The following is a 14,928-nucleotide window of genomic DNA, read 5'->3' on the forward strand; positions in this document are numbered from 1 at the left end:
TCTCCTTCAGCGCCGGCGAGAACTGATCGAGCAGCGCCTGCTGCGTCAGCACCAGCGCCGCGCCGCTGTCGCGCAGCATGTGCGCCAGCCGTTCCCGCGGATACTCCGGATCGAGCGGCAGATAGGCGCCGCCGGCCTTCAGCACCGCCAATAGCGCGACCATCATCTCGACGCCGCGGTCGAGCGCCAGCCCGACGACGACATCGGCTCCGACTCCGCGCTCCCGCAGCCGCCGCGCCAGCCGGTTGGCCCGCGCATTCAACGCGGCGTAGCTCAGCTCCGCATCGCCAAACACCAGTGCGATCGCGTCGGGTGATTCGCACACCTGCGCCTCGAATTGCGTGATGAATGAGCGGTCTCTTGGATATCGCGCCTGCGTCCGGTTCCACGTCTCCAGCAAAAGCTGACGCTCCTCGCAGGGTAGAACATCCAATTGCCGCACCGGCGAGCGAGGCGCGCGCTCCGATGCCTCAGCCAGTTGTTCGAGCGTCTGCTGCATCAAGGCGCAGATGCGATCGGCCGAGAGCGGATGGACTACCTGAGCGGTCAAGCCGAGTGCATGACCGTAATCCTCGATCGCCATCATCAAGGGATAATTCGTACGCTCTTCACCACCGAGCCACTCGATGCCGCGCACGCCCGCGCCGTCCTGATCCGCAGACGAGTCGGCCGGCTTCGCGTTGTGCCGATAATTCAGGATCGAACTGAACAGGGGCGCCGGCGCTACGACACCGCTGCATCTCTGCGCAAGCGCCAGCGAGGCATGTTCATGCGCCATCAGTTCGGCAAGCCGGGCGTGCGCATGCCGGACGCTGTCCTCGACCGCCGTGCCGTCGAGATCGAGCCGCAGCGGCAATGTGTTGATGAACAGGCCCATGGTACGGTCGCCGCCAGCGCCGGCGTGCATGCGGCCGAACAGAACCGTGCCGAACACGACGCGCTCGCGCCCGCTGCTTCGCGCCACTACCTGGCCCCAGGCAAGATGGCACAGGCTGGCAAGACTGACGCCCAGCCGCCGCGCCAGCGCGCGCAGCCGTGCGTTGAGCTGTTCCGGCAGCATTCGCCGGGCTTCTGTCACGCCGCCACCATCGCCGTGCACCCGATCGAGGCCAAACGGCGTCGTCGGCTCATCGATGTCGGCCAGCATGTTCCGGAAGAATCGCTCGTGCTCTTCGGTGGCCGGCGATCTGCGCGACTGCGCTACCAGGTTTCGGAAAGGGTACGGCGCCGAAAGCTCACGACCGCGTCCGGACAATATTTTCCGGACTTCGTCGTGCATCACCTCCAGCGTGGAGTGATCGCCGATCAAATGATGCAGCAACACCAAAAGCAGCCAACGCTCCTTGCCGGGATCTGGGGCGACTGCAAATCGCAGCAGCGGTGCCTGGCCGAGATCGATCCGATAACGGCGCGGGTCGAAGCGCTCGGCAAGCTGCTTATGCGCGGCACCTTCGCCATCCAACGCGACCTCGCTGACGTCAAAAGAAGCCTGTCGCCAGACCACCTGCGCCGGAGCGGACAGGCCATTCCATTCAATGGACGTGCGCAGAATGTCGTGACGATCGATCACCTCTTGAACAGCAGCGAGATAGCGGTCGAGCAGGTCGCGGCTTGCAAACGCCATCTGGCCGACCAGCAAATATGGATCGCCTTCCTTCGACAGCAGATGGTGAAACAGGATGCCGTCCTGAAGCGGCGACAGGCCGTAGATATCCTGGATGTTGGCGACGCCGCCCGGAACTCTGGCCACGATGTTGTCGACATCGGATTGCGTCAACGCGATCAGCGGCAATAATTCGGGTGTAATCGCCGTCGTCTGCGGCGTGATCAGGTTAGCGGGAACATCGGCTTCTCCGCCGCCGTTGAGACCGGCGGCGAAATCAGCCAATACCGGCTTTGCAAACAGCGCGCGCACGTCCGCCCGGAGCGAATGCCGCTGCAGTCGTTCCAACATGCGCACTGCAAGCAGCGAATGGCCGCCCAGTTCAAAGAAATGATCGTTGCGTCCGATCCGAGCGACGCCGAGTAGCTCGGTCCATATCCTGGCAACGATCTCCTCGATCTCGCCTTGCGGCAGCTCGAAGTGGCGTCTCGCGAAGGCATCATCCTCCGGCGCCGGCAGCGCCTTGCGATCGACCTTGCCGTTCGGCGTGAGCGGCAAGGCATCCAGCCGCACGAAAGCTGATGGCACCATGTATTCCGGCAGACACGCACGAAGGTGACTGCGCATCGCTGCCGCGAATTCAGCGGCATCAACGTTCGCGCTGTTGTCCCGACGCGCGGCCACATAAGCGACCAGCCGCGGGTCGCCGCTGTGATCCTGTCGCACCAGCACCACCGAGTCGGCCACACCGGCGTGCTCGTTGAGACGAAATTCGATTTCGCCAAGTTCGATGCGGAAACCGCGGATCTTGACCTGGTGATCATTGCGGCCGAGAAACTCGATATTGCCATCCGGCAGGTAACGTCCGAAATCGCCGGTGCGATACATGCGCGCCATCGCGTCGTCAGCGAAGGGATCGCGTACGAAGCGCTCCGCGGTCAGATCGGTGTGATTAAGATAGCCGCGCGCGACCCCTGCCCCGCCGATATAGATTTCACCGACCGCACCGAGCGGAACCGGCGAACCGAGCTTGTCGAGCAGATAGATTCGTGTATTCGGCAGCGGGCGGCCGATCGGGACGACATCGCCAGCAAAGCCCGCCGGCCGCAGCCAGGTGGTGGCGCAGACCGTTGCTTCCGTTGGTCCGTAGCCGTTGAAGACGGCAACGTTCGGCGGCAGCCCCTTGATCAGCTCGCCCTTGGGCAATTCTCCGGCGAGGACGAGTACCTGCAGTGACGCCAGCCTGTCGAGGTCGGTACGTCCCTGCAGCATCGCGGGCGGCAAGGTCGCATGCGTGATGGTGTTATTCACGAGATAGTCGAGCAGTTCGGAGGTGTTTTGATGCTCTCGCGGAGTGATGAGAAACAGCTCTGCCCCCGAGCACAGGGCCATGACAATTTCCCAGGCGCTGGCATCGAAGCTGAAGGAGGCAAACTGCACGACGCGGCTGCGTGCGGAGACCTCGAACAGCGCGCGCTGGGCCAGTGCCAGATTCACCAGGCCGCGATGCTCGATCATCACGCCCTTAGGTCTTCCGGTAGAGCCGGAAGTGTAGATGATGTAGGCGAGATGCTGTGATGTGAGCCCTGTAACGGCTGGAGCAGATATCACCAAGTCGGCAATGGCTAAAGCGCTCGCCTCCAGATCGACAATCTCGCACGTCGCATTCGGGAATATTGCGTGTCCGGCATTGTCAGTGATCAGCAATTTCGGCTTTGCGTCATCCACAATGTGCCGCAGCCGCTCCACCGGATAGGCCGGATCCAGCGGCAGATATGCGCCGCCTGCCTTCAGCACGGCCAACACGCTGACGATCATGGCAATGCCGCGCGGCAGGCAGATTGCAACCACCCGATCAGGGCCGACGCCCAACGCGATCAAGTGCCGCGCGAGCTGATTGGCTTTCGTATCCAGCTCGCCATAGCTCAGGCGAACGTTCTCATGCGCCAGCGCAATGGCTTCAGGTGCTTTCCGAACCTGTTCTGCGAACAATTCGTGGATGCAGCGCTCGGACGGGAACGGCGCGGCTGTCTCGTTCCATGTATTAAGGACGAGCTTGCGCTCCTCGGCGCCGATAATGTCGATACGGTCGACGATCTGATCCGCATCAGCGACCATCGCGCGCAGCACGGCCAGCAGATAATCCCGATGACGCCGGATCGTCGCTTCGTCAAAGAGCACCGTTGCATAATTCAGAGTGCCGACAATGCGGCCGCCCATTTCGCCCAAATTAAGTTCGAGATCGAATTTGACCTGCTGCAGCGGAATATCCGCTATCTCGGCCTTGAGGCCCGGCAGCTCAAGCATTGCCGCTTCGTTGTTCTGCCAGGCGAATACGATCTGGAAGACCGGCGGATGCTCCAGCCGCCGCGGCGGCTGAATGATCTCGACGAGCTGCTCGAATGGCAGATCCTGATGATCCTGAGCCGCGAGCGCCGCATCGCGGACGCGGCTGAGCAACTCCGCCACATCAGGCTCTCCAGAGAGATCCACGCGGAGCGCCAGCATATTGACGAAGAAGCCGACCAGGCGCTCGATTTCGCGCCTGTTGCGGCCAGCCGTCGGCGTGCCGATCACCAGATCGCTCTGCCCGGAAAGTTTTGACAAAACCGCCGCCCATGCCGCCAGCACCGTCATGAATGCCGTCGTGCGGTGCGTTTGGCTGAGCCGCTTGATACCGAGCGCAAGGTCGGCGTCGATCTCGATCGGCAACGACGCGCCGGCCAGCGACCTCACCCGCGATCGCGGCCGGTCGGTCGGAAGTTCGAGCACCGCGGGCGCGTCCGCGAGTGCTTGCCGCCAATAGTCGACCTGCTGCTGCAATCGCTCGCCTGCCAGCCACTGCCGTTGCCATGCAGCGTAGTCCGGATACTGAATGGCCAGCGGCGGCAGCGGATCGTCCTGGCCGGCTGTAAAAGCCCGGTAAAGCGTACCCAGCTCGCGCACGAGCACGCCCATCGACCAGCCATCGGATACGATGTGATGCTGGGTGAGCAGGAACAGGTGCTCGCGCTCGGCGGTCCTGATGAGACGGCCGCGGATCAATGGCCCCGTCGTGAGATCGAACGGCGTACCAGCCTCTTCGCGGCACAAGCGGGCGAGTTCCTGTTCGATATCCTCGCGAGCGCGCACATCATGTTCGAGCACCGGCAGGCCTTCATGGGCCGGCAAGAGTTCAACGCGCGGCTGTCCGTCGACCACGCGAAAGACGCTGCGCAACGCTTCGTGGCGCGCAAACAACCGGTCGAGGCTCCGGCGCCATGCAACGACATCGAGATCACCCGAAAGGCGCAATGCGCCGCGAATGTGATAGTTGGAACTGGCGCCATCGAGCTGCGCCAATAGCCAAAGCCGCTGCTGCGCAAAGGACAGTTGGAGTGGTCCATCGCGCGGCGCCCTCGGGATCGAAGAGTCACCTTTCCTGACGGTATTCTGGCCGCGCTCTCTCGCCAGCGCCAGGAGCTTTCTCACCTGCGCGGAATCGAGATCACGCAAACTCGGCTTTGCTGCATCGGCCATGTTCACTGCCCCTCCGCGATCAGATCCTGGAGCTCTTCAGCATCGAACTCCTGCTCGATCAGCCTGATCGACACGACGCGCGCGAACGAGGCGAGGTCGGGGTGAACGAACAGATCAGAGACCGGGATGGACACGCCGATCTCGTGCGACACCCGGCTGAGCACCCGCACGGCAAGCAAGGAGTGACCGCCGAGCTCGAAGAAGTGATCATGGCGTCCAATCCTGTTGACGCCGAGCAGTTCGGCCCAGATCTTCGCCAGCGCGATTTCGATTTCATCCTCGGGCGCCTCATAGCCACGGCGGGCCTGCGCATCCTCGTGCGGCGCCGGTAACGCGCGCCGGTCGATCTTGCCATTGGGGGTCAGCGGCAATTGCTCGAGCACGACAATCGTTGATGGGACCATGTACTCAGGCAGAATGGCCACTAGAGATTCCCGCAAGGCGCGGCCATCGAGCATCGGCTCGCCGCTCACGTATGCGAACAACTGACGCCCCGTCCTGCTCTCGCGCGCCACCACGGCCGCTGCGCGCACGCCGCGCTGCTCGGTGAGGCGCGCCTCGATCTCTCCGAGTTCGATACGGAAGCCGCGGATCTTCACCTGCTGGTCGGCGCGGCCGACATATTCGATCACGCCGTCGGCGCGCCAGCGCGCAAGGTCGCCGGTGCGATAGAGGCGCGCGCCAGTATCGCCGAACGGATCCGGGATGAACCGTTCCGCCGTCAGTGCGCCCCGTTTCAGATAGCCACGGGCCAATCCAACACCGCCGATGAACAGCTCGCCGGTGACGCCGATGGGAACGATGTTGAGGTCGGCATCGAGAATGTAGGCCCACCTGGCACCAACGGGCCGTCCGATCGGCGCGGCCCGCCCCGGCGTCAGCGCGGCATCGTCGACGAGCCACGCCGTCGGCGCGATCACAGTCTCCGTCGGACCGTAGGCGTTGACCAGAAGATCGACGTCAGCTGCCTGACGAAGCGCGTTGATCCCGCTATCCGACCAGGCTTCACCGCCCACGATGCAAGCCCTGATGGCGAGCCTGCGCCTGCTCTGCCGCAGAGCTGCGCTCAACTGATCCGCATAGGCCGGCGGCAGAAAGATCGACGTAACCGAATTGCGCTCGATCTCGCTGACGAGGTCGTCAATCAGCAGGCCTGGTCTGGATGGCAGGACCAGCGAGCCGCCCGTCATCAGCGGCACGAGCCATCGCTCATGGGCGATGTCGAAATTGATCGACGCCGTCTGGAATTCGCGGTCGCGCGACGTCATGCGGTAGAGCCGGCCGATGGCTTCGCAATGCATGGCAAGCGGCCCATGCGATACAGCCACGCCCTTCGGCATTCCGGTCGACCCTGACGTGTAGATCGCATAGGCGAGGCTATCCGGATGTATCTCGATATTCAGGTTGCCGGTGTCTTCGCCGGCGGGTGGCGATGGCTCGTCGATGCAGCACGCCTCGACGCCGGTCTCGTGCAGCACCGGCGCGAGCGGTTCGAGCAGCGCGCTTTGCGTCAATATCAGCCGTGCCCTGCTGTCGCGCAGCATGTGGGCGAGCCGCTCGGCCGGATAGTCCGGATCGAGCGGCAGATAGGCGCCGCCTGCCTTCAGGACTGCTAGCAGCGCGACCATCATCTCCGGGCTGCGCGCCAGGGCGATGCCGACCAGGCGATCCGCGCCGATGTTCCAGCGGCGAAGCCGCCGCGCAAGCTGGTTCGCGCGGGCATTCAGCTCGCCATAGCTGATGCGCTGGTCAGCCCATATGATCGCGACAGCAGAAGGCGCCTGCGCGGCCTGCGCCTCGATATGCGTAACGACGCCGACGTAAGAAGCAGGCGATGCCGGATGCGCCGCGCTGCTCCAGCTCAGGACCCGCCGTGCCTCATCATCGGCGACCGATCCGAGTTCGCCGAGCGCGCGATCCGCGTTGGCCGCGATCCGCTCAAGCAATCCATGCAGCATGTCGCGAAGGCGCCGGATAGCTGCCTCATCGAACCGGGCGCGGTCGTAGTTGAACTCGAGACTGAGCCGGTCGCTTCCAGCGAACACGGCAACCGCCAGCGCATAGTTGGTAGGCGTGACATGATCGACGCGCCCCAGGCGCGGCCCGCTCTCCCCGGTCCGGCGCAGCCCTTCATCGATCGGATAGTTTTCGAACACCAGGATGCTGTCGAACAGCGTCTGCCCGGCATGGCCGGCGAGACGCTGGATCTCGTAGAGCGGCGTCCAGCCGTGCTCGCGCAAGGCCAGGTTCTGCTCCTGCAACTGGCGTAGCCAGTCGCCGACACTTGCTTGCGGGCTTGGCGCGTCGACGATCGGCAACGTGTTGATGAAGAGGCCCACGATCTCCTCGGCGCCTGCCAGTTCCGCCGGACGACCGGACACGGTCACGCCGAAACAGGCGGCGCTTTGCCCCGAATGCCGTCGCAACAACAGCGCCCACGCTGCTTGAATGAGCGTGTTGAGCGTCACCCGCTCGCGCTTCGCAAACGCCTTCAGCCGATCAGTCAGCTCCGCATTCACCGCGAGCGCAATGCTGGCGTGTCCCTCGGACTCCGATGCCTTGTTCGCCACAAGCGTATTCGCCAGCAGGGTCGGCGTTTCGAGCCCAGCCAGCGCATCGCGCCAGAACTTCTCGGCGCCTGCCTGATCGCGGCCCTGCAGCCATGCGATGTAGTCGCGATAGCTGCCCTGCACGGCCGGTAGCATGTCGCCGCGGACATGCTGCAGCACCTCCGCAACCAGCCGGGCCGAGCTCCAGCCGTCGACAAAGATGTGGTGATGGGTCCAGATCAGCCAGTGACGTTTGTCGTCGAGCCGGATCAAGCGCACCCGCTGCAGCGGTGGCTGCGCGACGTCGAAGCCTTTTTCGCGTTCGCGCCGGGATACTTCCGCCAGTGCGGCATCCAGTTCCGTGCGCTCGCCGCTGCGTTCGAGCGCGGCCGCTCGCGGGCGCCAATCCTCTTCGACGAACGGCACCGTCACATGGCGGTGCACCACCTGCTGGGCTGCACCGGACAAGTTCTGCCAGACAAAGCCCGTCCGCAACGCGGCGTGCCGGTTGCTCACCGCCTGCCACGCCGTTCGAAGCTTGTCGGCATCGAAGCCGAACAGCTCGAGCCCGACCTGGTTCACATAGGCGTCGTTGTCACCATCCCGGAGCGCATGGAACAGCATGCCCTGCTGCATTGGCGAAAGCGGATAGATATCCTCGACGCTGCGGAGATCCAATGTCGCGCCTAGCCGGTCGAGATCGGCCTGACCGAGCCCGGACAGCGCAACATCAGACGGCGTGAGGCCAAAGGCGCCGCTGCAGCAATGCGTCACCAATTCGCGCAGTGCCGTCTGGTAAAGCGCCGCTAGCCGTTCAATCGTCTCGCGCCGATAGCGCTTGCGTCCGTATCCGAATGACAGTTGCAGCCGGCCCTCACGCACGAAGCCGGTGATGTTCAGCCAGCCGCGTAACGGAGCGGTGGCGCTACGAGACGGACCCGCGCTCTCCGGCGCGAACGCGAAGTGCTGGGATAAGCTGCCATCGAACCGGCCGAGATAATTGAAGACGATCTGCGGCTCGGCCAGTTGCGCCAGCGCATGGCGTTGGGCCTCCGAGCCGAGATAGCGCAGCACGCCATAGCCGAGCCCGCGGTTCGGGATCGCTCGGAGTTTCTCCTTGACCGCTTTGATCAGGGAAGCGTCGTCGTTCGATCCGCCTTGCAGCCGCACCGGGAAGGCTGTCGTGAACCAGCCGACCGTACGGGAAACATCCGCGCCAGCGAATACGTCCTCACGGCCATGGCCTTCGAGTTCGACCGTTACATCGTAATGCCCGCTCCAGCGCGAGACAGCGCGCGCCAGGCCCGCCAGCATCAGATCGTTGACCTGCGTCCGATAGGCGGAGGGTGCCTCCTCAAGCAGCCTCGACGTCAATTCGGCATTGATGACCAGCGACACCTCATCGCCATCCACAACGAGATCGACGCCATCATGATCGTCGTCGCATGGCAAGCTCGGGCCCGCGCTGCAATCGAGCCAGAAAGGTAGCTCATCAGCCAGTTCCGCGGTCGCCGAGTAGGAGTGCAAGCGCTCGCCCCAAGACGCATAGGAGTCGCTCTTCGGCGGCAGCGTGACCGCGTCGCTCTGCTTTAGCTGATCATACGCTGAAGCCAGGTCTTCCAGAAGGATGCGCCAGGATACGCCATCGACAACCAGATGATGGATCGCGATCAAGAGCCGCTGGCTGCCATCGGCAAGATCCATCCCGACCGCGCGCAGTAACGGCCCCGAAGACAGCGACAGACTCTCCTGCGCAGCAGAAGCAAGCGCAGCAATCTCCGTCGAATCCACGACGCCAGCACGGACCCATAATAGTTCCGGCGGCGACGGCGGAGGGCCCTGCTCCGCCCGCCACGCTCCGTCCACCTGCTTGAACCGCAGTCGCAATGCATCGTGCTGCTCCGCAATCGCGGCGAGCGCACCTCGCAGTGTCCCCCAGTCGAGCTGCGTCTGCGGGACCAGCAGCACGGCCTGGTTCCAGTGGTTCCGGTTGCCTATTTCCTCCGCGAAGAAGCGGATCTGAATCGGCAGCAGATGACGCATGCCGGCTGCCGGATCGCCACCGGCCAGCATCTTTGTATCCGGCTTCTCCTTCGTTGCGGCAGGCCTCGCCGTAACGGCTGCAACAGTTGCCAGCCCGGCCACGGTTTGCTGCCCGAACACCTGCTTCGGCGTCAGGCGGATGCCGCGCTTGCGCAAGCGGGCGATGATCTGCAGGCTGAGGATGGAATCGCCGCCGAGCTCGAAGAAATTATCATGACGGCCGATGCGCTCGCGACCGAGCACCTCACACCAGACTGCCGCGATCGCCTCCTCGGTGTCTCCGACGGGCGCGGCATAGCTCGGGGCGGCCTTATCTTCGACCGGCTCCGGCAATGCCTTGCGGTCGACCTTGCCATTGGCTGTGAGTGGCAGCCGCTGCAATGCAATAATGTGTGACGGCAGCATATAATCCGGCACGACCGCGGAGAGCTGCTGCTTGATCGCCTCCGGCTGTAGGGTCACACCGTTGCCGGGCACACAGTAAGCCACAAGTTCCTGCCGCTCTCCGCTCGCGCCGATCGCGCGCGCGATAACCACCGCGTCATCAATCCCCTGCAGCGCCTTGATGGCGCGGCCGACTTCGCCAAGCTCGATGCGATAGCCGCGCAGCTTGATCTGATCATCGCTGCGGCCGAGGAAGATCAGCCGGCCCGCCCGGTCGCAGCGGACGCGATCACCGGTTCGATAGAGCCGCTCTCCAGCCGCGCCGAACGGATCAGGCACAAAGCGTTCCGCGGTCAGGCCCGCCGCGCCACGATAGCCCCGCGCGAGGCCGGCGCCGCCGATATAGAGTTCGCCCGTGACACCGACCGGCACCTCGTTCAGTGCATCGTCCAGCACGTGGGCGCGCAGATTGGCGAGCGGCAAGCCGATCGGAACCGCCCCGCTCTCATATGCAGTCTCGCATTCATGCGTCACCGCACCAACGGTGGTCTCCGTCGGCCCGTAGTGATTCAGAATCCGGCATTGCGGTCGCAAGAGCCTGATATCCTCGAGCAGTGCGGCATCGCAGGTCTCTCCACCGAGGATGACCGCATCGCGCGGCAGGAGATCGGCCGAGCGCGATGCCTGCAGCAGACCGCGCAGATGGCTGGGCACGATCTTGAGGATGCCGATATTGCCGTCGCGCATCACTTTCGCGAACGCATCCGCATCGAACACGGCTTCCGCAGAGAGCAGATGCAGCGTCACGCCGGAGGCGAGCGCGCCGAACAACACGGTGTGGCCGAGATCGGCCGCTACGGTCGAGACCATCGCCATGGTCGACGGCGGCTGCGGCTGCAGGCGTTGCAGCAGGGCCTGCACATAATTGGCTAGGGCGCCGTGCGAGACCGCGACGCCCTTCGGCGTTCCGGTCGATCCCGAGGTATAGATGATGTATGCAGTCTGCGCCTGATGGATCACCGTGCTCGGCGGTGCGCCTGATGTTTCCTTGCGCGTCGCCTCGGTATTCGCATCGAGCACGAGACAATCAAGCGCGCGCGCTTCCGCCAGCTTCTCGCCGCCCGCCAGCAGGATCTCGATGCCGCCGTCCTTCAGGATGCGCCTGACGCGCTCCAGCGGCCATTTCGGATCGAGCGGTACATAGGCGCCGCCGGCCTTCAATACGCCAAGCAGCGCCACGACGAACGTCGGCGAGCGCTCGATCCACAGCGCGACCGGCACTTCGCGGGTCACGCCTCTACCAGAAAGCATATGTGCGATACGGTTCGACCTTTGCTCGAGGTCTGCAAAAGTCAGCGTCTCGCTGCCACACCGGACTGCAACCGCACTTTCCCTACCGGCCCTCGACGCGCGGTGAAGACTGATAATATCAGAGAATTCGAACGCGGCGGTCTGGCTCGATACGATCTGCCGGTTCGCATCATCGATGACGAAGTCTGCTATCCGTCGTTCCGCATTATCAGCGATCTGGCGCAGCATCGAACCGAACTGCGCCACCAGCCGCGCGATTGTCGGACGGTCGAACAGATCGGTGGCGTAGTTGAATGTCGCCTTCATGCCTGAGGCGCCGTCTACGACGTCAAGCGCGAGATCGAAATGCGAGCCCGCGAGATCCATGATGTCGATCTCGGCGGTGAGCCCGTCGACACCGTCGAAACCGCGCGGCGCCGTCATGTAGTTGAACTTGGCCTGGAACAGCGGATTGTGGCCGCCGCTGCGTTCGGGCCTGAGGCCATCGACCAGCATTTCAAACGGAAGATCCTGATGCGACAGCGCTTCGATCACCGTTTCCTTGACCTGCTGCAGCAGGCTCGGGAACATTGCGTCATCGGCAATCTCGGCGCGCAGCACCAGCGTGTTGACGAAGCATCCGATCAGCCCTTCGAGTTGCGCGTGCCGCCGCCCCGCGACCGGCACGCCAACATGCAGATCGCTCTGCCCGGTGTAGCGGTAGAGCAGCGCCTGATACGCGCCGAGCAGCAGCATGAAGACGCTTACGCGATGTTTTGCGGCAATCGCCCGAAGCCGCGCAGCCAGCACGCCGTCGATTGCAAGGCCGATCGTATCCCCGGCATGACTTTGCGTTGCCGGACGCGGCCGATCGTGCGGCATAACCAGCACCGGATGCACGTCACCCAGTTTCGCGCGCCAATATGCGAACTGCCGATCGCCCTCGCCGTCCGCGAGCCAGCTTCGCTGCCAGGCGGCGAAATCCGCATATTGAATCATCTGTAACGGCGGCGCGCCTGTGTCTTGCCCGACGGCGGTGCGGTAGAGCCCAGCCAGCTCTTCGAGCATCACGTCGAGCGACCAGCCGTCGACGACGATGTGATGCGCAAGCAGCAGCAGCTCGTGCACTTCATCTGCGAGCTGAAGCAAGACCGCCCGCAACAGCGGTCCGTTCACGAGGTCGAACGGCTTGGCGAGTTCGGAGCGTCTGAGCTCCGCTGCCAATGCGGCACGATCGTTCGTGGCGTATTCGCGAAGATCCTTGTGCCCGACATCAACGGGCATTGCATCGTGAACGATCTGCGTTGCGCGACCATCTCTGGCGGCGAACGTGGTGCGCAGCACCTCGTGACGCTGAACGATTTCGTCGATCGCGCGCGACAAGGCGGCATGGTCGAGCTTTCCCTTCAGCCGGATCGTGCTGGCAACCGTGTAGGCCGTCCCAGTGGGATCCATATTCCACAGGAACCACAGCCGCTCCTGCGCATGCGAGAGCGTCGTGCGATCGGCCGCCGCCGCCCGCGGGATCGGCGGCAGCGCCCGCGTGGCGGACCGCGCCAGACCATCGAGATGGCCTGCAAAGGCTGCGAGCGTCGGCGCGTCGAAGAAGCTGCGCAGCTCCAGTTCCACGCTGAAGCGTTCGCGGAGCGCAGCCGTGACCTGGCCGGCCGCGATCGAGTTTCCGCCCAGCACGAAGAAATCATCCTCGCGATGCACGGCCCTGACGCCGAGCGCATCGCACCAGATCGAAGCAACGGCACGCTCGGTATCGGTCGCAGGCAGCGTCAACGGCGTCCCGTCGCGACGGCGTCCTCTCTCGAACACCATGAAACTGTCGAGCGTATTGTTGGCGAGGCGCGCCGCGCAGGCCGAGCGCTGCAGCTTGCCGCTCGTCGTCAGCGGCATTGCTTGCGAGTTCAATAGCACGACCACGGCCGGATATTCCTGCGCCTGGCGTAGCACCGCCTCGCCGATCGCATGCGCGAGCGCCTCGGGATCGCTGCGCTTGAGCACGGTACGGCTGAACTCTGCCGCCACCCCAATGCCTTCCCGCCCGTCGATCTCGACCGCAAAAGCGGCAACCCGCCCCTTGCGGACCTGTTCGACGTCCGCTTCGACGGCCTGCTCGACATCCGTCGGATAGACATTCTGCCCGCGAACGATCAGGAGATCCTTTAGCCGGCCGGTCACGACCAACGCGCCATCCCTGATGAAGCCGACATCTCCCGTGCGCAGCCAGCGCACGCCGTCGCGCTCGACGAAAGCTTTGTGCGTCGCTTCGGGATTATTCCAGTATCCGAGCGCAACACTGGGGCCGGCAACCCAGATCTCGCCCACTTCGTCCGCCTCGGCCGCGGCCGATCCATCGGTTCGCATGATGCGCGTGGCATGGTCGGCGGCCGTTTGGCCGCACGCCACGAGTTCGGTGCCCGTATCACCGTTCGCAACGCGGCCCGCGGCGAGAGCCGTGGTATCGAGCGTGTAGCTGACGGTCTCGGCGCGAAGTTCGCCTGCGCTTACCAGCAGCGTCGCCTCGGCCAGGCCGTAGCAGGCGGTCAACGCACGCCGGTCGAACCCGGCCCGTGCGAACCGCGCGCCGAATCGCAGAAGCGTATTCTTGCGGACGAACTCCGAACCCGAGAATGCGAACTTCCAGCAGCTCAGATCGAGCCGGCCAATCGTTTCATCGGAAATACGATCGGTGCAGAGCGCATAAGCAAAATCGGGCCCGCCGCTCATGGTGCCACCATGACGATCGATCGCCTCGAGCCAGCGCCGTGGCCGCTCGAGAAAATTGCGCGGCGACATCAACACCGCGGTAAAGCCCGTGAACAGCGGATTGAGCAATCCGCCGATCAATCCCATGTCGTGATAGAGCGGCAGCCAACTTACGAAGACATCGTCGGGCGTGCCGCCGGCCGCGGCCTGGATTGCCTTCTCATTGGCCGCCAGATTGCCATGCGAGACGCAGACGCCTTTCGGCTTCGATGTCGATCCCGAGGTGTACTGCAGGAAGGCGATGGTATTTGCAGCGGGCCGCGTCTCGCGCCATTCCGCGGCGAATTCAGGCGGGATCATATCGACCGCAATGATCTGGATATCGGTCAGTTCGGGAAGAGCGGCTTCCACGGCGGAGCGCAGCGCGGTCTCCACCAGAATGAAGCGAGGCGCGGCATCGCGCAGAATGCCATTGAGACGACCTGCATAGCGCTCAGGCCCGCCCTCCGGCGGATACGCCGGCACCGCGATCACGCCCGAATACAGGCACGCGTAGAAGGCTACAGCATAGTTGATCCCGCTGGGCAGCAGGATCACCGCCCGTTCGCCAGCGCCGTTCAACGCCTGCAGCCGGGCCGCGACAGACCTTATCCGGGCATCGAGCGCGGCAAATGTCAGCTCGTCGGCGACATCGTCCCCTTCCAGGAAGCGCAACGCCACTTTATCCGGATGCAACGTGGCGTGTCCGCGCAATCGTTCGACAAGGTTGTCTCTATCCATCTTCTCGAATTCCTGTCCGGACACGACCCGAAAACTCTCACC

2 protein-coding genes are annotated in these 14,928 nt (G+C 64.0%); both read right to left on the reverse strand.

Annotated elements, in window-relative coordinates; all coding sequences use genetic code 11:
- Nucleotides 1–5,122 (reverse strand): non-ribosomal peptide synthetase (locus tag J6524_RS31905; protein ID WP_225677865.1); only part of this gene is annotated, 5,122 nt, incomplete at its 3' end.
- 2 nt (nucleotides 5,123–5,124) lie between these two features.
- Nucleotides 5,125–14,886, reverse strand: a complete 9,762-nt coding sequence (locus J6524_RS31910) for a non-ribosomal peptide synthetase (protein WP_225677866.1) — start codon at nucleotides 14,884–14,886, stop codon at nucleotides 5,125–5,127.
- Between the last annotated feature and the right edge of the window lie 42 nt (nucleotides 14,887–14,928).

This window comes from Bradyrhizobium hereditatis (assembly GCF_020329435.1).
GTDB classification, from domain to species: domain Bacteria; phylum Pseudomonadota; class Alphaproteobacteria; order Rhizobiales; family Xanthobacteraceae; genus Bradyrhizobium; species Bradyrhizobium hereditatis.

Bases quoted from the DNA above. Each gene is read 5' to 3' on its own strand.
- J6524_RS31910 (WP_225677866.1), bottom strand. From the start codon at position 14,886: ATGGATAGAGACAACCTTGTCGAACGATTGCGCGGACACGCCACGTTG.